Source organism: Methylomagnum ishizawai (assembly GCF_900155475.1).
GTDB classification, from domain to species: Bacteria; Pseudomonadota; Gammaproteobacteria; order Methylococcales; family Methylococcaceae; genus Methylomagnum; species Methylomagnum ishizawai_A.
Genome location: NZ_FXAM01000001.1, coordinates 3,798,121 through 3,816,542, shown reverse-complemented (window position 1 = coordinate 3,816,542; position 18,422 = coordinate 3,798,121). Strand labels below are relative to the sequence as shown.

At 60.9% G+C, this 18,422-nt stretch carries 17 protein-coding genes; 2 read left to right on the top strand and 15 right to left on the bottom strand.

Features of this window, described 5'->3' with window-relative positions:
- Nucleotides 1–210 precede the first annotated feature (210 nt).
- The 11 genes from B9N93_RS17010 to B9N93_RS24885 form a co-directional block, all read right to left on the bottom strand.
- Nucleotides 211–780: a recombinase family protein gene (locus tag B9N93_RS17010; RefSeq protein WP_085215438.1), complete on the bottom strand. Its 570-nt coding sequence runs from the start codon at nt 778–780 to the stop codon at nt 211–213.
- A 1,138-nt stretch (nt 781–1,918) separates the two neighbouring features.
- Nucleotides 1,919–2,185 (bottom strand): hypothetical protein, encoded by a 267-nt coding sequence (locus B9N93_RS17005; protein WP_085215437.1) that lies wholly within the window; start codon nt 2,183–2,185, stop codon nt 1,919–1,921.
- Between the two features lie 257 nt (nt 2,186–2,442).
- Complete coding sequence (locus tag B9N93_RS17000) at nt 2,443–3,030, bottom strand: hypothetical protein (RefSeq protein WP_085215436.1); 588 nt, start codon at nt 3,028–3,030, stop codon at nt 2,443–2,445.
- Between the two features lie 118 nt (nt 3,031–3,148).
- On the bottom strand, nt 3,149–6,046 hold the full coding sequence (locus B9N93_RS16995; RefSeq protein ID WP_085215435.1) for a DUF927 domain-containing protein: 2,898 nt from the start codon (nt 6,044–6,046) through the stop codon (nt 3,149–3,151).
- Nucleotides 6,043–6,294, bottom strand: a complete 252-nt coding sequence (locus tag B9N93_RS24890; protein WP_125469039.1) for a hypothetical protein — start codon at nt 6,292–6,294, stop codon at nt 6,043–6,045. Before B9N93_RS24890 ends, B9N93_RS16995 begins: the two co-directional genes overlap by 4 nt.
- Nucleotides 6,287–6,577, bottom strand: a complete 291-nt coding sequence (locus B9N93_RS16990) for a hypothetical protein (RefSeq protein WP_085215434.1) — start codon at nt 6,575–6,577, stop codon at nt 6,287–6,289. The genes B9N93_RS24890 and B9N93_RS16990 overlap by 8 nt, the downstream gene beginning before the upstream one ends.
- A 337-nt stretch (nt 6,578–6,914) precedes the next feature.
- Nucleotides 6,915–7,583 (bottom strand): KilA-N domain-containing protein, encoded by a 669-nt coding sequence (locus tag B9N93_RS16985; RefSeq protein WP_085215433.1) that lies wholly within the window; start codon nt 7,581–7,583, stop codon nt 6,915–6,917.
- Entirely contained in the window at nt 7,576–7,899 is a 324-nt protein-coding gene (locus B9N93_RS16980; protein WP_085215432.1) for a hypothetical protein, read from the bottom strand. The genes B9N93_RS16985 and B9N93_RS16980 overlap by 8 nt, the downstream gene beginning before the upstream one ends.
- A gap of 1,030 nt (nt 7,900–8,929) precedes the next feature.
- Nucleotides 8,930–9,295 carry a hypothetical protein gene (locus B9N93_RS16970; protein WP_085215430.1) on the bottom strand — a complete coding sequence of 122 codons (366 nt, stop codon included), beginning with the start codon at nt 9,293–9,295 and terminating at the stop codon, nt 8,930–8,932.
- 16 nt (nt 9,296–9,311) lie between these two features.
- Nucleotides 9,312–9,638 carry a hypothetical protein gene (locus tag B9N93_RS16965; protein ID WP_085215429.1) on the bottom strand — a complete coding sequence of 109 codons (327 nt, stop codon included), beginning with the start codon at nt 9,636–9,638 and terminating at the stop codon, nt 9,312–9,314.
- Nucleotides 9,639–9,807: 169 nt separating this feature from the next.
- Nucleotides 9,808–10,989 (bottom strand): hypothetical protein, encoded by a 1,182-nt coding sequence (locus B9N93_RS24885; RefSeq protein ID WP_125469038.1) that lies wholly within the window; start codon nt 10,987–10,989, stop codon nt 9,808–9,810.
- Nucleotides 10,990–11,018: 29 nt separating this feature from the next.
- Here B9N93_RS24885 and B9N93_RS16955 point away from each other — a divergent pair, with 29 nt between their 5' ends.
- A complete protein-coding gene (locus B9N93_RS16955; protein WP_085213053.1) occupies nt 11,019–12,035 on the top strand; it encodes an IS4 family transposase in 1,017 nt (338 codons plus the stop codon).
- Nucleotides 12,036–12,231: 196 nt separating this feature from the next.
- Here B9N93_RS16955 and B9N93_RS16950 read toward each other — a convergent pair whose 3' ends face one another.
- Nucleotides 12,232–13,458 carry a tyrosine-type recombinase/integrase gene (locus B9N93_RS16950; RefSeq protein WP_176225301.1) on the bottom strand — a complete coding sequence of 409 codons (1,227 nt, stop codon included), beginning with the start codon at nt 13,456–13,458 and terminating at the stop codon, nt 12,232–12,234.
- A 391-nt stretch (nt 13,459–13,849) separates the two neighbouring features.
- On the opposite strand from B9N93_RS16950, the gene B9N93_RS16945 reads away from it, so the two are divergent.
- A complete protein-coding gene (locus B9N93_RS16945; RefSeq protein ID WP_085215426.1) occupies nt 13,850–14,338 on the top strand; it encodes a hypothetical protein in 489 nt (162 codons plus the stop codon).
- A gap of 351 nt (nt 14,339–14,689) precedes the next feature.
- Here B9N93_RS16945 and B9N93_RS16940 read toward each other — a convergent pair whose 3' ends face one another.
- The 3 genes from B9N93_RS16940 to B9N93_RS16930 all read right to left on the bottom strand — a co-directional run bounded on the left by B9N93_RS16940 (nt 14,690) and on the right by B9N93_RS16930 (nt 18,408).
- Nucleotides 14,690–16,447 carry a restriction endonuclease subunit S gene (locus tag B9N93_RS16940; protein WP_085215425.1) on the bottom strand — a complete coding sequence of 586 codons (1,758 nt, stop codon included), beginning with the start codon at nt 16,445–16,447 and terminating at the stop codon, nt 14,690–14,692.
- The gene (locus tag B9N93_RS16935; RefSeq protein ID WP_085215424.1) at nt 16,444–17,898 is read right to left on the bottom strand and encodes a type I restriction-modification system subunit M; all 1,455 of its coding nucleotides are present in this window, start codon (nt 17,896–17,898) and stop codon (nt 16,444–16,446) included. The genes B9N93_RS16940 and B9N93_RS16935 overlap by 4 nt, the downstream gene beginning before the upstream one ends.
- 111 nt (nt 17,899–18,009) lie before the next feature.
- Nucleotides 18,010–18,408 (bottom strand): GxxExxY protein, encoded by a 399-nt coding sequence (locus B9N93_RS16930; RefSeq protein ID WP_085215423.1) that lies wholly within the window; start codon nt 18,406–18,408, stop codon nt 18,010–18,012.
- Between the last annotated feature and the right edge of the window lie 14 nt (nt 18,409–18,422).

Here is an 18,422-nt window from a genome sequence, read left to right as displayed (position 1 = left end):
CCGGCCTGGACTTGTCCGCAAATGCGGCTTTTTCGTCTATATGATGGCCCGATTTGCGTCACGTGAATTCTACGGATAACCATCGGAAAATTGGAGTTCCTTCACAAACATTGGCCGTTGTTGGCCTCGATCCATTCTGAAAAATTGGCGGTGTCGGGCTATTCCCTAGAAGGTAAAGATAAATGGGCGGGTTCTGGTGCGGGTAGGGTACTAAACCCCGTCGCGCAATCCGATGATGGTTGCGCGGGACACCCCGAACTCACGCGACAGCACGGAAGGGGATTCGCCAGCCCTGGCCCGCGCCTTGATCTGTTCCCGCTGTTCCTCCGTGGTCTTGGGTTTCCGGCCCAGCCGTTTCCCTTCCGCCTTGGCCCGTTCAAGCCCCGCCTGCGTGCGTTCGATTAGCGAGCCCCGCTCCATTTCGGCCACAGCCGACAGCATGGTGAGCATGAGCTTTCCGGCGGGCGAAGTAAGGTCGGTGTCGCCAAGCTGCAAGACCACCACCTTGACGCCCATACCGGCCAGCCTGTGAACGGTGGACAGCACGTCCACGGCATCCCTGCCCAGGCGGTCCAACTTGGTCACCACCAAGGTTTCACCCTTGCGAATCCTCGCCATCAATTCTTGGAAGCCCGCCCGTTCGGAAGCCGGGCATTTCCCCGACACCCCAACATCCTGAAACCAATAGTCCACGGTGTACCCGGCCTGTTCGAGTTCCAGGCGCTGGTTTTCGGTGGTCTGTTCGGCGGTGGAAACGCGGCCATAGGCAAAGGTGGTCATGTCGGAAGCCTCAAGGGTGTTAGAAAACGATGTTAGTTTAATTTGTCCGTTATAAATTAAAAACCCTAGATTTCTAACACCGAAAAACGGCCATTTTCAGACTGTTGGAAAACGATCCTTTTCTAACAGCCCCAAACATTTCTAACACCCCCGGTCAAGGCCGGTGTGCCGGTGCTGGCCGGGAAAGCTTGGGCCGGTGGTAATCAGGTCGGAAGCGGCGGGAGGGACGCGGGCGCGGGGCATATTTCGGCGCACGGATCGGAACGGTCCCAGGAAGCCATCGACCAGGACCGGGCACGGATCGAAGCGAAGGGCGGGCCGGTGCCCTGGTGCGGTGCCAGGAAGTAAGCCTTACCGGAAGTAGCCGATGAAGGTTCCCTTGGTTCCCTGGAATGGAAGAATTCGATACTTCCCCATTTTGACTTTCCGCCCCAGAGCGCTGTCCGCCCGGCTATCGGCTTGCGTGTTTTTGCTTCGTGGCTGGATTCTGCTTTTTTCGGAGGGAACCGGGGGAACCCAGGGAACCGCCTTGATTGGCGCGGCTTCCGGCGGTTCCCTCTGATTTTCGAGTGAGGGAACCCAGGGAACCACGCAGCGGAACCTGGACGACGGGGCGGGCTTGGTGCCGGGCTGGAAACCAGCGGCCCAGCGCCGGGCGTTCCGCCGTGGTTGTAAGCGCGGGTCGAGGTGGAAGGCGGGCGGGTTTGCTCCTGGTGCTGGCCGATGAAGCTCTGGCCGGGTGAACCGTGGGCCGGTGCCCTGGTGCGGTGCCAGGAAGTAAGCCTTGCCGGAAGTAGCCGATGAAGGTTCCCTTGGTTCCCTGGAATGGAAGAATTCGATACTTCCCCATTTTGACTTTCCACCTCCGAACGCTGTCCACCCGGCTATCGGCTTGCGTGTTTTTGCTTCGCGGCTGGATTTCGCTTTTTTCGGAGGGAACCGGGGGAACCCAGGGAACCGCCTTGATTGGCGCGGCTTCCGGCGGTTCCCTCTGATTTTCGAGTGAGGGAACCCAGGGAACCACGCGGCGGAACCTGGACGGCGGGGCGGGCTTGGTGTCGATGCCGGTCAGGAGGCCAATGGCTAGCGCCGGGCGGGCCGGTCTCGTTGTCAATCTCCTTGGCGCTGAGGAGATTGGCTAGGACTCAGGCCGATCTTTCGGACGGGATTCGGGGAATAGCCGCCGGTATTGCGCCGTGGTGGGCGTCCTGGCGGTGGCCTCCACCCGGCCCGTCAGCACGAACACCGCGAAATCCCGGCAGGCTTTCCCGGTCCCACAGTCGGGCAGGTGGGCGCAACCGTCGCAAGGGTGGGGATCGCGCAGGACTTGGACGAGATCGGCGACGGCTTCCCGGTCGAGGAAGGCCGTCGCCTCGATGTCTGGAGCCTCGGTGTCGGGGATCATCGGAGTTTTGGCGAGGAAAAAACCACGGTTCCGCCCTGCTATCGGGCTTCGGCCCCGGCTTTCCACCTGGGCGGGATCGGAAAAAACAAAAAGGCGGTTTTAGAGTCCGCCTATCTTAGGTTCATTTTACCATAAATCCTTTTTATATCAAAAACTTATGCATGGTGAAGCCTTGATTCTGGCCGGATTTTGCCCACCGTTTAAGCCCGGCCAAGCCTGGTTTGCAAACCGGGAACGAACTCCGCGATAACCTCCACCTATTCCGGCATCCACGGATTCCCCTGGAACCCCCGGCAATACCTTTCCACCCTCGGGAACAGCGGTCCGCCGCCGGGTTCGATGCCCCGGCCACAGCGCCCGATGCCGGTGCCGTCGCCGATGGTATCGGGCTGGAAAGCCGCGCAGTCGCCACAGCGTACCGGCTGCAAGCCCCCGGTGGGTTCCACGGTTCCAGTCCCAGGAAAGGGAGCATCGTGCCCGCCGCCCGTGCGGTCGCCCGTGAGGCTGCGGGATTCGGCGAAGGCCCACAGCGCCCCCGGCAGGTCCGGTGCCCCCGCCTGTAGGGCCGCGATGTCGTCCAGGCTCAGGAAGGCCCACAGGTCGGCGGGGTCCAGCCCATGATGCCGTGCCGCCTTGGCGACGAGCGCGGCCAGGGCTTCGACGGTCAGCGGTTGGGCGTTTTCGTTTCGTGGCTGGATTCCGCTTTTTTCCGAGGGAACCGGGGGAACCCAGGGAACCGCCACGGCTGGCAAGGCTTCCGGCGGTTCCCTCCGATTTTCGGCTGAGGGAACCCAGGGAACCGGAACCGCCTTGCGTAGGGCTTGGATCGCTTCGGACAGGCTCACGGGTCGGCCCCCCTTGGATTTTTTTGCGCGGAATTTCCGCCCTGGCGCACCCGCCCCGCCCGCGCATTCCGGGCTTGCCATTCCTCCAAGGGCATCCAGGGAACCACGGTCGGGCCGTTCATTCGTCCAGGTCTCCGGGCAGAATCCAGTACAGCCACAGCTTGCGTTTGCCGATGGCGGTTTTCTTGGACCGCTTGCCTTCCTTGTTGCGGTCGCGGCCCTGAATCCAGCCCGCCGCGTCCAGCGCGGCCAGCGCCCGGTTGAAATCGTGGCCTTGCGTGGCCTCGTGCAGCCCTTGGGCGGTGAACAAGAACACCCGGCCCGCGTCTTCCAAGTCGATCCACCAGCCCGCCCGCTGCATGACAACCGGCTGCTTCTGGTCCAATGGATCGGCGGACTTCTCGCTGAACCGGGCGTCCCCGTGCTTCGACACGAAGTCCGCGACGGCCTGTAGAATCTGGCGGTCCTCGGTGGAGCCGCCGCCCCGCGCCTCCTTCCACAGGCGGAACCCCTCCGCCGCCGCCTTGAGCCCTTCGCCCACCGGCCAGGGCAGGATGCCCCATTCGACGGCCAATTCGCCCGCCAGCCCGTACAGCGCGAACCGGGACGCGCCCCGCGCCTCCTGGCTGTTCCCGGCCTGGAAATGTTCCAGCGCTTCCACCACGGCCAGGGCCGCGCCGAAGTCGCGCCCGTCCTTGAGCATGGCCGCGATGAAGGCCGGTCCCGCATGGCCATGGTGCCGCCCGGATTGGGTCTTGATGTGGTCGGCCAGCGCCCGGCCATCGGCGAACCCGTGCAATTCGTCGAACGCCCCGTGCTTCCGGCCCGCTGGCAGGTTCAGCAGGCGGACCAACTGCCCGGCCTTGGGCTGCTTGCCGCCTTCCGCCATCTGCGCCGCCAGGGTGCGTTCCCCGGTCGATAGCAGGGTCAGACGCCAGCGGAACACATGCCGGGCCGCGCCCGTCCGGCTCGCCCGGCTCTTGCCGGTGCCGTTGCCCAGCGCATAGATGATGCTGCCGATCTCGCGGGGGTCGGCCTCGTTGATTTCGTCCAGGCACAGGCAGGTGTCGTTGAGCGCCGCCGCCGCGCTTTCCAGGCCGTTCGAGGTGGCCCGCCAGGTCCGGCGGAAGGTGTCGCCGCCCCACACGGAACAGCCCACGTTCAGGGCCGTGGTCTTGCCGGTGCTGGAATCGCCCACCCAGTGGACCCCGCCGGAATCGCGGTGGACCTTGGCGAGCAACGGCCCGGCCAGGGCCACGCAGAGGGACAGCCCCAGGACCGGATTCCCGACGCACCGCGCCGCGACTTCGGTTTTCCAGGTCTCGAAGTCGCCGCCCCGTTCCGCCGTGCCGTCCTGGTGCATCTGCTCGGCCTGGAAAAAGACATCCTCCGAGCCGATGACTTCCTCCGGCAGGACGAAGGCCCGCCCGTCGCGGGTCCATCCGGTGCGGATCGCCGCCGTGATGCGGCGCTTGGGCACGCGCCATTGCAGGTAGTCGGCCAGCCGCGCCCGTTCGTTGTAGTCGATCATGACGCCAGCGGCCAGCAGTTCGCCCCGTAGTTCCTCGCAGGAGCCGCGCAGCATCTCCATGGGCATGGCCCATTCCCGCCAGCGCCCGAACGTGTCCCGGAACCGCAGGAAGCGCCCGAAATAGCGGCCATCGTCGGTGCAGGTCACGGCCTCGACCCGCAGGGGCGAACACAGCCACAGGTTGAGTGGTTCGGGTTCGCCCTTGCGGGCATTCCGATAGCCGTGATACCAGACACCCGGCGGGCCGTAGCGGCCCCAATCCTCGCGGACCACGTAGGAGGGCCGGGCCGGTTCGTCTTCATCGTCGCCACCGCCCGGCGGGGTGGGCGGTTTGCCCTTGGGGGGTTGCTTGGGAGTGCCAGGGAAGGGAACGACGGTGTTCGGCTTGGCCCCCGCCACCGCTGTCGATGCTCCTGGCCCAGGTCCAGCGGCCAGCAGCTTCCCGAGTTGGTCCCGCACCGCGTCCAGCCCGGCCAAGTGGTGCAGATCGTTCCAATCGGTCGGCGGTTTGCCTTGCCGGTCCTGGAATGCCTGGATTTGCTCGGGCGTGAACACGGGTACGGCCAAGATGCCGCCCACGGCCCGCGCCGCCTGCCCGGCATATTTCAGCCCGCCGCCGATGTCTCCCAAGACCACAAGCCGCGCCTTCGGGTAGCGCCCGTGTAGGGTCTGGGCGATGGCGGGTAAATTGCCCGCCATCAATGCGGCGAACACCGGCCATTTCATCGCCTCCCGGCACGATAGGACGGTGGCCACGCCTTCCCCCAGGGCCAGGGCCAACCCGTCGCCATCGCCCTTGGGCGCGGATTGGGCGGCCCAAAAGCCGCCCGACTTCGACCCGCCCGCGATGGCGGTCTTCCGGCCCGCCTCGTCGATGAGTTCCGCCGTGGTGGGCTTGCCGTCGATCTTGACCGGCACCACCAGCACGCGCCCGGCCAGTGGTTCCCCGTCGCTCCGGGGCGGGTAGCCCAGGATCGAAGCGGCCTGTTCCGCCGTGGTTTCCCGTACGGTGGGCACCGGGTGGACGCGCTTGCGTTCGAGGTAGGGGTGGTCGAATGCCGCTGGGGCCGATGCCTTCCACAAGGCGGAGGCTTTGGCCGCGGCTTTTCTCGCGGCCTCCGCCTGTTGTTCCGCCGCCTGTCCGGCCCGCGCCCGCTGTTTCCGTTCGCGCTCCAGGCGTTCCGCTTCGGTTTCCTGGCGCTCTCCGCCGTCCGGTCGCCATCCGTTGTCGAGGGCCAATCTCCAAAGGGTTCCGACAGCGACTTTCCCGCCGGGCTTGACGCTTTTCCAAGCGTCCCGGAAATCCGTCTTGCCGTAGCTGTCGCCCTGTTGGCTCCATTCGTCGGCGATGGCCCGGCCATCCTCGCCCAGGGCGTCCTTGATCGCGGCCAGCACGCGCACCCAGGTATCGCGGTCGCAGCTTGGCGAAACATGGGAAAGCGCCGACCGGATGTTGCTTTCTGTCGGGGGGATTCGCCGCTTCATGGGGCACCCCCGCCGCCGATGCGCGGCATCGCGATGGGGGAAGCCCGCCCGTCCCGGTATCCAATCCCCCCGGTACCGGGGGGATTGGGGGGGCCTTTCTTCGCCAAATCATCCAAAGGGCGAAGCGCCTTGCCGTGCCGCCGCCCGGACCCCGCCGCGACGATCATCGATGCTGTCCAGGGCTGGCCGTGGTCGATATGGACGATTCCGCCCGCTTCCGGGCCGGGCGTCGTGGATTTCCTAGCCATGGCCGCCGCCCCCGAGCCTGCCGATCACCGGCCATACGCCGTCCAGGCGGAGGGTGATGGCTTCCAGCTTTTCCAGCGCGAGCGCACTCACGCGGGCCAGGTCGTCGGCGTCCACCCCGATCCGGTCGGGATCGCGGGCGGCGATGGTTTCGAGGCTGAAATGGCTGAGGCGCAGCAGGGCCTGGACATCGAACAGTTCGGAAATCATCTGGCCGACGCTGGCCTGGATTTCGGTCGGGGTGGCGGGGTTGGGCGGGATGCCCAGGTCGGGGGTGGATTTCATAGCAGTTGCTCCAAGGTCGAATGGATCGAACCCGAAGCCGCCACCCGTGGGGATGGGAGGCAGACTCCGGCGGCAACTACCGCATACAAACGGCCCCGGTTATTCGCGCAGGCGGTCGAAACCGCCGCCTTATCTCCCGATGTAGGCCGAAGTCTGCCAATTCCGAAAACTGGCGTGGTGCCCTGGTCCTGGTGCCGGGTTAGTAGCCCGGAACGCTGGACGCGAGGCACAAAAATACCGGAATGCTCGCGGGGTCCGGTGTTCCCGTTGTATGTAGTAGTTTTTCCAGCATGGGCGAAGAGGGACGGGCGTGTCAATCCCCAAGGCGTGAAGCCGGTCATGCGGCCCTCCCGATTTTGGCTTGATGCCCGGCCCGCCAATCCAGGGCGTGCTGTTCGAGCATCTTTTTCCGGTCGTCGTAGCCGATCCCCCGGCCCAGCAACACCGCGTTGCGCTCCTCCAGACTCGCCAACAAGGCCAGTTCGTCGAGTGCCAGGGAACCCCGGTCCAATCCCTTGAATTCCCCGGACACCGCCCAGTTCACGAGCTTGGCTTCCTTCATGTAATGGTGCGGCCCGGTGGTCTTGCCTTCATCCAACCGGACCAGCCTCAAAACTTCACGCATCACTTTGGTGGTGGAGGTCGTCTCGCTCCTCGTCCGTTTCCAATCGAAATGGGCGTGTTCACCCCGGAGAATGGCGTCGATCTGTTCATCGCACCAGACGGCGAAATCCACGTTCAGCCATTGGGCGAAGCGGACGGCCAACCGGGGATGGAGCCACGTACCGCCGCCCCGGTCCAACCGGGCTTTGCTGGTCCGTACATAAGGGATTTTCCCGTATCTACGCTCGATGGCTTCGAGGTATTCCCTGGTGGCCGGAAGCCTCAGCCATTCATGCGGAGACTTGCCGAACCGTTCCGCCTCCTTGGTGGCGTTGAACCAACCGTCCTCCGTGAAGCCCACCGGGACACCCTGGTACTCGGCCTCAACTAACGATCTAGCCATGGTCGCCACCCGCGTTGACTTCGGTTTGCCGCCCTTCCGTCCCGAACTTACCCACGGCCATTTCCAGCCGGTCCAGGCGGTCGGCGATGTCCTCAAGCCGGTTGATCGCAAGGTCGTTCACATGGGCCAAGTCAGCGGCCCCGATGTTGTTCGTGGTCCTGCCGTTTACAAGATCGCTCAGGGCGCAACCGGCAACGCGCAGCAAGCCCACGACGGCGAAAACTTCGCCCAGGGTGTTGTTGATGTTGGATTGAACGTCGGCCAGGAAAAGGGAAAATTCGGGCGCAACTGGGGCGCGGGGGGGCGTGGAAGACATGGGAAGGCTCCTTTTCTGATTTATGGAGCCACCAAGCCGCTTTCCTACGGCGGAATTGGTGGCGACTGGTTCGGGGGTAGGAAATACCGGCGAAAAGGAACCGGCCAGGCCGAAGCCTGCCCCGCACCAGCCGCCATAGGTGAACGCCGGGCAAAAGAAAAGCGCCCGGCTGTGGCGCTTGTGCGCCTTTTCAAACTCGGGTTTCCTACGCCCGGCCCCGGATGCGTCCGAAGCGCGGATAGGTTGCCGTGCCGGGAACTGGGCTGTCAAGCTACGCATCGCCGCCGCCCATTTCCAGGTAGGCGCGGGTGGCCTCGCGTATCCGGTTTTCGCAAACCATTTCCGCCCGTTCGAGATCGCGGTAAGTGTTATGCAGGTGCCGTGGCCCGCGCCCTGGTGCTGTCCCAGGAAGGGAAACCAGCGCCCGCAAGCCCGACCCGTGGTTCCCTCGGTTCCCTCTCCTGAAAAACAGAGGGAACCGCCAGAGGCCGCGCCAATCAAGGCGGTTCCCTCGGTTCCCTTGGTTCCCTCGCGAAAAAGCAAAATCCAGCCGCGAAGCAAAAACACGCAAGCCGGTAGCCGGGCGGACGGCGTTCGGGGATGGAAAGTCAAAATGGGGAGGTATCGAATCCTTCCATTCCAGGGAACCAAGGGAACCTTCATCGGCTTTTCCGGCAAGGCTGGCTTCCTGGCACAGCACCAGGGCACCGGCCCGTCCTGCGCTTCGGTCCGAGCCATGACCAAGGCAGAGTACCCGGCCCTGGCCGTTGGCCTCCTGCTCGGCACCGACACCAAGCCCGTCCCCGCCGTCCAGGTTCCGCCCGTGGTTCCCTGGGTTCCCTCACCCGAAAAATGGAGGGAACCGCCGGAAGCCGCGCCAATCAAGGCGGTTCCCTTGGTTCCCCCGGTTCCCTCGCGAAAAAGCAAAATCCAGCGCACACGCACAGCGACGATCACCGATATTGTCCACGGCTGGCCCTGGTCGATATAGGCGATTGTCCCCGCTCTCGGGGTGAGCATCATGGGTTTTCTAGCCATTCCCATCTCCTGGCTTACCGCCCAAATCCCGGAATCTCCAAACCTCCGGGGAAAACAACAGCCCGTGCGCCAATTCATACGGGCACTCGCAGGTTTCCCAGGATTTTCCGTTGAATTTTCGGAAGGTTATATCCTTGCAGAATAAATGCCTGAGGAGGCTGGTCTTCAGCTTGGCGTAAACCGGCTTGCCATCGACCAGCCGCCGGTAAACCAAGCGGTTATTTCTTTGGAAGATGGGCGCACCGTCGCCAATCAACTTGGCTTGCAGGAAAACCACAGCCTCAAGCAGGTTCGCGCCGTACCATGGCACGTCGCCCGGCTGTGGATCGGTGGGTATTTCGTAGAATTTCGCGTTCATACATTCGCTATCCCAATCACTGGGTGACCGTGTGGGATTCGAGACTGCGCAGGTATTGCCGCAGTGCCCCGGCTTTATAAAACACGTTGCGCCCAATCTTGATGAACTCGGGACCACCACCGATGCAGCGGAGTTTTTCCATCGCGGCGATGCTGGTTTTCCCAATGATCGGCGCGGCGACTTCGGAGGGGAGGGGGATTTCATCCGCCGCAGCGTTGAAGATGTTGAAGGCGGCAACCGGGTCAAGCACCTTGCGCGGGGCTTTCGCGGGTTGGTGGGATACCACTTCGCACGCCACAGGCGCGGCGGAAGTCGGCTTTTTGCGGGTATTGGTTCTCGGCATATGGACACCTTTTGAAGGGGGTTCGGGTGTCCGGGTAATCCCCGGACGGTTCGCGCCGGGTGGCGCTTGCCGGGGATCATAAGGGGGATTGGCTGGGTTTAATTGGTGTTAATCGAGATGCTTCGTGATGTTTCTCGATCCTTCGCCATTCTTCGGGATGGATCGTTTTTTACCCTATATAGTCTCCAAAATACTTTTTGCATCTCATGCGGAATGAGCCGTATGTGATTGCCTCAACTTTCCCATTGCTCCATTTGTGATTAATGGTTTCCCTATCTTTTGATTCTCCTTTATCCCGCTCAGATAACGAAGTTCCCCCCTCTTGGGGAGGATACGAATTCAGCTTGAGCCATAGGTTTTGCTTATTGAACCTTTGGCTGTCTTCCCGATAAAGCATCTCTGCTAGCGGAATGATGATGTCTGCCCAATAGTCGCGGGCCGTAAGCTCATAGCATGGAAACTTCGGCAGGATGGCACAGCTACCCGCCATGGTCGCAGGTTCGGCCCATTGAGAGCTTGGAGTTTCTTCGGTGTCCATCACTTCGCCGGGCTTGGTGCCTTCGGATTCCTGTCGGGCCGGTTGCCCATCCTGGTAGCCTTCACAAACGGCTTGCGGGGTAGATTCGGGGATGGGTATTGAGTGAGGCACGGTTATTGACCATTCAATCCCAAAGCTTTCCACCTTGGCAAAGTCGCGGGGAAAATTGTCTTGAATGAAAGCAATAAACCCATCCCAGGAATATAGCCTCCCCCGGCCTAGTGAACCATCCTCGAACAAAGGAAACCCATGCGTGGGAGTATCGGTAGGACTTGGAATAAACCTTCTTATTACTGTAAGACGTGCGCCTATGTTGGGTGGGATATCTGGTGGGTCTTGTTGCGAGATTATAGATCGCCTTGCCGAAGGCATTTCCTTCCCTGCCCAAGCGTAAGCAAGCTGCCAATCCAAAAATAAGGTTGGTTTCGGGCCAAGCAAATCCAATAGCCAGGCAAGCGGTTCACTCTCAAGGAAAATTTCGTCAATTTCGTATTCCTTGGCCCTCCAACTCCCATAATTGTTGTTTTTGGTTTTTAGATCGTACAGGCGGCACGCCCACCGCGCATCTCCACCGAACCATATAGCCAGCGGCTTTCCTTGGTTATCGACGGCAAGCAGAATCCTTTCATGGATCAGCCGTACCAATAAACGCCTGCCCCTTTTTTCGGCCTCCTGCCAATCAAAAACCCCCTCTAAAACCCTCAATCCAGCCAAATCGGATAGGCCGTCTATCAGCGGAACAATCCGCCGGACGGCTTCGGAAAGTGAAACCAACCTAAGTACAGGACAAAAACCTAACTGCTTGATTGCCAAAGGCGTAAACTATCCGGCTTTTACCTCCGATGGCTGACCCTCATCAAGACCTCAAGGCCGTCCTGTCCGAGCACCTGCCGTGGCACGGGGCCCGGATCGGCTTCCTCGCGCATTTCCTGCTGGCCCTGCTCAAGGTGCGCAGCGTCAACCTGGCGGAACTCGCCACCGGCTTCGGCGGTCCGGCCAAGGTGGAGTCCCACTACAAGCGGCTCCAGCGCTTCTTCCGCGCGTTCGAGTTGGACCAGGACGTCCTCGCCCGCCTGTTGGTGCGGCTGGTCCCGGTCGGCGACGGCCCCTGGCGGCTGACCCTGGACCGCACGAACTGGAAGTTCGGCCTGGCCGAGATCAACTTCCTGGTCCTGGGGATCGCCCACCGGGGGATGGCCGTGCCGGTGTTCTGGAGCGTCCTCGGCAAAGCGGGGAACTCCGACACCGCCGAGCGCATCGCGTTGATGGAGCGCTTCCTGAAGGTCTTCGGCACCGCCCGGATCGCCGCCCTGCTGGCCGACCGCGAGTTCATCGGCGAGGACTGGTTCCGCTGGCTGCAACAGAAGGGCATTCCCTTCCACCAGCGCCTCAAGCGCGACACCCGCGTTCCCAACAGTTGGAACCGGATGATGCGCTTGGACCAATTGTTCGGCTCGCTCCGGCCCGGCGAGACCCACCGCCTGGTCGGGCGCCGTCCGGTGTGGGGCTGCTTCGTCCACCTCTCCGCCCTGCGCCTCGACGACGGCGGCTTCCTGTTCATCGCCTCCTCCGGCACCCCACAGGCCGGGGCCATCGACGCCTACGCCGACCGCTGGCAAGTGGAAACCCTGTTCGGCGCTTTGAAATCCAGGGGCTTCAACTTGGAGGATACCCACCTCACCGACCCCAAGCGCCTCGCCAAGCTCATGGGCCTGCTTGCCCTGGCCTTCGCCTGGCCCTACCGCACCGGCGAACTGCTCCACGACGGCCCCAGCCCCGTCCGTCAAAAAAAACGCTGTCGCGCCCCCTCAAGTCCCTCTTCCGCCACGGACTCGACTTCCTTCGCAACACCGTCCTGAACCCAACCGAGAAGTCCGATGAGTTCGCCTGGGCATTGCGGGTTTTGTCCTGTACATAGGAAACCAACATAGCGCCCCCTTGTGCGCCCATCCCCCTTGAAAGGGAACCACGCCGGGCCGGAAAGGGGGAATCCGGTTTTCGCGTCGCGACTCGCTAGGCGTGGTTTATTCGGTGGAATTCGATAGGTTTCGCTCGTTACCCGGCCTTCCGCTGGAACGGTGCGACGGTCCCGCCCGCCTTACTGGCCGCTTCGATGTAATCGGCGATGCGCCGCATAGGTTCCCGCAGCGCTTCCACGTTCAGCACGACATAACCGGCGGTCACATCCGCCTTGCTCGAATGGTTCAGCAGTTTTTTGAGCGTGATGGCGGGAATCGCCAGGGTTTCGGCAGCGGAGGCGAAGGTTCGGCGCAGATCGTGCGGACTGAACGGCACGCCCGATTGCTCGGCAACCAGCTTGATCGAGGGTTGGTATCCCGTCCGCAGTGGCGAGTTGCCCGAACGGGTAGGGAACACCACATTCCCCACGCGCTCGGCCTTCCGCGCCCTGAGCCGTTCCAGCAGTTGAGGGGGTAAGGGTAGGCGGTGGTCGGTGTGGTTCTTAGTGTCGCGCAGCAACACGGAAGCGTCCTCAAGGTCCACGTCCGCCCAGGTCAGGCTGTTGGCTTCCTTCGCCCGACACCCGGTCAGCAGCAGGAACCACAGGTAATCCCGCGCCAAGGGGTTGGGCAGGGCTTCCACCGCCGCCGTCCAGGCCGGTAGTTGGTGCGGGCGGATCGACCGTTGCCGCCGTTTGTCGCTGAACCATTGGTCCGTCTCCGATAGCCGGAGGGTGGGGCAATCCCCTAGGACCGGCGCGTCCGTCGCGCCCTTCTGTGTGGCCCGTGCGTAGTTCCAGACGGCCCGGAAATACCGGAAAACCACGTTCGCGGTCGCCTCGCCGCGTTCCTCCCCGATGCGGCGATGCCGTTGCCGCACCATCTCCCCCGTGACCCGAGCCAAAGGCCGCGGCATCCAGTCGTCCAGGTACATCGGAATCTTGTCGAGGTTCGCCACGGTGGCCGGGCGTAGCGCCTTGCTCTGTCGGTAGAGGTCCACGGCTTCCTTGAGCGTGAAGCCTTCCAACTTGGCTTGTTGCCGCGCCGCTATCGGATCACCCCCGGTCGCGATAGCTTGCAGGAACTTATAGGCTTCCCGCCGCGCCAGTTCGGGACTCAGGACGCCGAACTTGCCCAGGGTGATGCGGTGGCTACGCCCCTTGATGCGCTTCTGCACCACGAACGAAACCACCCCGGCGTTGGTGATACGCACCCCGAAGCCGGGTAGCTCGTCGTCCCAATAGAGAGCGAAGCCGGTCTTGTAAGCAGGCGTGCCGGGTTCCGGGGGCCGTAGCCGCCTGACTTCGGACTTGATAATCCTCACTTTTTCCGCCCTCCTGCTTACATGCCATGTAACCACTATGTAAGCACGGTGGCGGAAACTTGGGCAAGGACGGGAAAGCTCGGGAAAGGTAGTTTCGTGAAAAATCAATGATTTGTAAGTACCGGAAAGCCCCGGAAAACCCCGGAAAACCCATCATTCATTATTCGACATGATGAAGCGCTGACGCCGCTTCGATCCATCCTTATCTTCTTATGGAAAAGCCGGGTTTTATGCCCGGCTTTTTTGTGCCCGCCGTTCCGGTGGTGTTGGACACGGGTGCGGTGGGGTGAATCAAAACTTAGTCGGATTTTTACATACTATTGATGCGGCATTGGAAATATGGCACAAATTCCCGCGTTTTTACCCATATCGTCTTTTTCAGGAGGAGGCCATGCCTATTAACCGCGTCAATGCCGAAATCTCGCCGTCGCAAGCCGAGGCCATCCGTGCCGCGCTGGCCGCATTGCGGGAGAACCTGCCGTTCCTGATCGACCTGACGCCGGACGAGCGCCAGGGCATGTTGAAATTCGGGGAGAAGAACCGTTCCTTCGTGGCCAAGGCCATGGCGGTGGCGGAGCAGAATCCCGACATTTTGCCGCGGGGTTTCAATGTGGACGAGATGAAGGCGGATGTGAGGCTAGTGGAGGATTTGTATCCGCTACTGCATAGCGTGCAGGAGGTGTTGGGGAAGTTGGAGAACACCTATTTCGCCGCCGGGAGCGAGGCTTATGCGGCGGCCTTGTTGGTTTATCAGTACGCCAAGGCGGCCAATGTGGCGACGGGTGCCCTAGAGGATGCGCTGGATGATTTGGGACGGCGGTTTGCCCGGCGTTCCAAGTCCGCAGGATCGGCGGGGAATGGGGGAGTTTCGGCGGTGTAGGCCGGAAGGTTCGGCGTTGAGGTGAGCGGGTTCGCGCTTCGGTGTTGTGAAGTTGGGGCGCGGACCCGCCAAGGTCGAGGGATGGACCGTTGAGCTATGGCGGTTGGGCTGGATTGGATGAGCAATCGACCTGTGAAGGTTCGGGAGTGAACCTTTTGGGTAGGGCGGTTGCGTCTTGTGGGATGGGCGATGGACTGGCGGGGGTGGAGCGGTGGGATTGTTTGGAATGGATGAACCTTTGGAGGTGGAAATAAGATGGCGGAAGAAATGGACAAACAGATAGGCCACGTTTTCCGGTCCTTTTCCATGCGGGACTTCCTGTACATGGCGGGCTTCTGTCGAAGCGTGGGCTTATGCGGCGGCGGATTCCTGCGCCGGGGCCAGGGCATCGCGCAGCACGGCTTCGAGCAGGCGGCGGCTGTTGGTCGCGGTGGTGGCGAGTTGGGCTTCCAATTGGTCGCACAGATTCATGAGTTCATCGACCTTGGCGACGATGCGGTGTTGTTCGGCGAGGGGCGGGAGTGCGATAAGCGCATTCCGCATATCAGCGACATTTACATGTTTCGCTCCGATACCCTTATGAAGCTCAAGCAACCGCCTTAGAGAAGAAGGGCTGGATAATGCCAACTGAAAGAAGTTTGGTGAAATGTCAGACATAAGACGAAATAGCATAACTCTCTGACCAAGGCAGCACTTCATGCCATCAGGAATTATGACTGATTCTCCGACAATTCCTTCTCTTGCAAAAATTATATCTTTAGCTTTTGGGGTAAGGCGCTTAGTTCTGTCTTTATAAGTTTCCTCAGAAACATATCGAATTTTATTAGATATTAAAGCGCCAGATTTAAATGAGTTTGTATCTAAGCAAACTATCCCTTCTTGGACGAATTTTGGTGTGGAATGCGGACAGTCTACGATTGTTTCACATAGCAATTCGTTTGAAACCCAGCACCAAGAATTTGGTATATCAAATATTTGCGCCTCTGTCGGTGAAGCGGCCTGTGGCTTTTGTATATCTCCCCTCTTATATCCCGCTGATTTTGCTTGCTGAATCCGCCTCAACAACTCCGCCGCCGGTTCATCCTCCGAGTCTTGCGGAACCAACCGCCCCCGCACGGCCAAATCCAAAATCGTCTGCCGAAGCTGCTTGATATGCTCGGGCCGGGTGGCAAGGCGGGCGATATTGGCTAGGAAAATAGGCTCACGCAAAGGCGCAAAGGCGCTAAGTTGGTTTTCTTCTTTCTTTGCGCCTTCGCGCCTTTGCGTGAGACTGAGTTGGTTAAGGCTGGCCGTGACCAGCCGGTTGCGCTGGGTTTCGCGCTCGTTGCGGGCCGCTTCCAACTGGTCGCACAGGGCCATGAGTTCATCGACCTTGGCGACGATGCGGTGTTGTTCGGCGAGGGGGGGAATAGGAACGATCTGGGATATTGCCATTTGAGCCGTAAGTTCAACTTGGTTTGTTGAACCCGCCGCGCGATCCTCAATCAGTCGGTAAACATGATCGGAGCAAAGCCATAGGCGAATATATTCGGCTTCAGCAAGCACACATCTAACCACGGTCACATGGCTATCACAGACAAGCTTTTCAGGGGGTGAAATAACTCTTACAACACGGCCTATTGTGCCTGTCCCCGTGGAATTCCAAAGCAAATCATCTTCGCGTAAAAAGCGCGCTTCTTCATATTTCTCCATGGATTCTTTGGTGATTGTTCGGGCAACACTGAGATCAAGCCCTTTCCATTGAACACATTTTTGAGAAATAACCGGGAAGCCGTCGTTAACCGCATAAACCGGAGATTTACCGCGCTGAATATATGATGCGACTTCTTGAAGGTGAACCCACTTCCATGATGTTGGCACCAAAAATGGCGTTTCTTCTTTTTTGATGATTGATACCGGCTTTTCTTTCTTTATTTTCCCTTCCTTGGCCAATCGCGCTTTCTCAGCCTGAATCCGCTTCAACAACTCCCCCGCCGGTTCATCCTCCGAATCCTGCGCCACCAATTTCCCCCGCACCGCCAAATCCAAAATAAACCGCCGCAAGCGGGGAATGGCGTCGGGCGCTTCGGCGATGCGGTCGAAGTGTCGCAAAAGAATCTCGGCATTCATCGCAGCAGAGCCTCCGCCAAAATACCCTTCAACTGCTCGCGCAATTCGGCGACGTGGGCCTCGGCCTGTTCCAACCCGGCCAACAATTCCTCCGGGTCGCCGTGGTCGTCGGCCACGGTGTGCGGGTTCTTGAAATCCAGGTTGTAATTCCGCGCCTTGATATCGTCGAGGCCCACCCGCCACGCCTGTTCGGTTTCCTGCCGGTTCTCCCGCTCCGGCCCGCCCCACCACTCGACGCAGCCCTGGAAATGCTCCACCCGGATCGGCTTGGTCATGGAATAGGCTTTCTGTCCCTCCGGCACGCGATGTTCGTAGAACCAAACCTCCCGCGTCGGCTCGCCCTTCTCGAAGAACAATAGGTTCGTGCCGATGCTGGCGTAGGGCTTGAACACGCTATTGGGCAAGCGGACGACCGTGTGCAGGTTGCACTCCTCCAACAGATGCTCCTTCAGCCGGGTCTTCACGCCCTCGCCGAACAGCGTGCCATCGGGCAGCACCACGGCGGCGCGGCCCTTCGCCCTCAACAGCCGGATGAACAGGGCCAGAAACAAATCGGCGGTTTCCTTGGTGCGGAAATGGGCGGGAAAGTTGGACTCGATGCCGTCCTCCTCGCGCCCGCCAAAGGGCGGATTGGTCAGGATGATGTCCACCCGGTCGTCGGCCCCGTAGCTCACATAGGGCCGCGCCAGGGTGTTGTCGTGGCGCACGAAGCTGGGGTCTTCGATGTTGTGCAGCAGCATATTGGTCACGCACAGCATATGCGGCAGCGGCTTCTTCTCGACGGCGCGGAGACCGGCCTGTAGGGCTTGCTCGTCCTCCGGCTTCTTCACGTAGCGCTCGCGCATGTGCCGGATCGCGCAGGTCAGGAAGCCGCCCGTGCCGCAACTGGGATCAAACAGGGTCTCGCCGGGCTTGGGGTCGATGCGGTCCACCATGAAGGCGGTGACGGCGCGGGGCGTGTAGTACTCGCCCGCGTTGCCCGCGCTTTGCAGGTCGTTCAGCAATTGCTCGTAGATGTCGCCGAAGTGCTTGCGCTCGGCCAAATCGTTGAAATCCACGCCGCTAATCTTGTTGATGACCTGCCGCATCAACTGCCCGGACTTCATGTAGTTGTAGGCGTCCTCGAACACCTCGCGCACGATGCGCTTGCGCCCGTCATGGGCGGTGCCCGGCAATTCCTTGAGGTGAGGGAACAAGTCGTCATTGACGAAGGCCAGCAACTCGTCGCCGGTCATGCCTTCCGGGTCGGCGGCCCAGGCCCGCCATTGGAAGCGTTCCGGGATCGGCGAGCGGTAGTTCTCGCGCATGACCTCCAACTCCTGGTCCTGGTCGTCGATGATTTTGAGGAAGAACATCCAGCACAACTGGGACAGGCGCTGGGCGTCGCCATCGACGCCGACATCCTGGCGCATGATGTCCTGGATGGATTTAACGATGGTTCTTGCTGACATGGTATTCCGGCTAAAAAAGGCTCACGCCAAGGCGCTAAGGCGCAAAGAAAAAAGCATTTGGATTCCTTGGCGAGCTTTGCGCCTTGGCGTGAGCAATCTTTGGCTAAGCCATCATGGCCCGTTATTGATAATCCGGTGTATGCCGGTTTTCATCAGCTCTTCCCCGAAATTGACCAGCAGGCCAAGCCGCATCCCGGTCAATCTGAGGTAGGTTAAAAGTTGTTTCTTATGCACCGGCGCGAGTTTTTCCACCGATTTGAGTTCGACGATCAAGCGGTCATCGACGATCAAGTCGGCGCGAAATCCTTCCTCGAAGCTAACACCGCCATAGGTAATCGGTACGGAGACTTGCCTTGCCACCCGACATCCCCGCCGGGTGAGTTCATGAGCCAGAATCCGCTCGTACACGCTTTCTAAAAGTCCTGGCCCCAGTGACATATGCAATTGCACACAGGCATCGACAATGATCGAGGCTGTCCGGTTTTCTTCGGGGGTGGGTTCGTTGTTCATAATTCTTTGTCTCA

Excerpts from the sequence above, each read along its gene's own strand:
- B9N93_RS16990 (WP_085215434.1), bottom strand. The coding sequence starts at position 6,577 with ATGAAATCCACCCCCGACCTGGGCATCCCGCCCAACCCCGCCACCCCG.
- B9N93_RS16995 (WP_085215435.1), bottom strand. The coding sequence starts at position 6,046 with ATGAAGCGGCGAATCCCCCCGACAGAAAGCAACATCCGGTCGGCGCTT.
- B9N93_RS17005 (WP_085215437.1), bottom strand. The coding sequence starts at position 2,185 with ATGATCCCCGACACCGAGGCTCCAGACATCGAGGCGACGGCCTTCCTC.
- B9N93_RS16955 (WP_085213053.1), top strand. The coding sequence starts at position 11,019 with ATGGCTGACCCTCATCAAGACCTCAAGGCCGTCCTGTCCGAGCACCTG.
- B9N93_RS17010 (WP_085215438.1), bottom strand. The coding sequence starts at position 780 with ATGACCACCTTTGCCTATGGCCGCGTTTCCACCGCCGAACAGACCACC.
- B9N93_RS16945 (WP_085215426.1), top strand. The coding sequence starts at position 13,850 with ATGCCTATTAACCGCGTCAATGCCGAAATCTCGCCGTCGCAAGCCGAG.
- B9N93_RS16930 (WP_085215423.1), bottom strand. The coding sequence starts at position 18,408 with ATGAACAACGAACCCACCCCCGAAGAAAACCGGACAGCCTCGATCATT.
- B9N93_RS16970 (WP_085215430.1), bottom strand. The coding sequence starts at position 9,295 with ATGAACGCGAAATTCTACGAAATACCCACCGATCCACAGCCGGGCGAC.
- B9N93_RS16935 (WP_085215424.1), bottom strand. The coding sequence starts at position 17,898 with ATGTCAGCAAGAACCATCGTTAAATCCATCCAGGACATCATGCGCCAG.
- B9N93_RS16980 (WP_085215432.1), bottom strand. The coding sequence starts at position 7,899 with ATGTCTTCCACGCCCCCCCGCGCCCCAGTTGCGCCCGAATTTTCCCTT.
- B9N93_RS16940 (WP_085215425.1), bottom strand. The coding sequence starts at position 16,447 with ATGAATGCCGAGATTCTTTTGCGACACTTCGACCGCATCGCCGAAGCG.
- B9N93_RS24890 (WP_125469039.1), bottom strand. The coding sequence starts at position 6,294 with ATGGCTAGGAAATCCACGACGCCCGGCCCGGAAGCGGGCGGAATCGTC.
- B9N93_RS16985 (WP_085215433.1), bottom strand. The coding sequence starts at position 7,583 with ATGGCTAGATCGTTAGTTGAGGCCGAGTACCAGGGTGTCCCGGTGGGC.
- B9N93_RS16965 (WP_085215429.1), bottom strand. The coding sequence starts at position 9,638 with ATGCCGAGAACCAATACCCGCAAAAAGCCGACTTCCGCCGCGCCTGTG.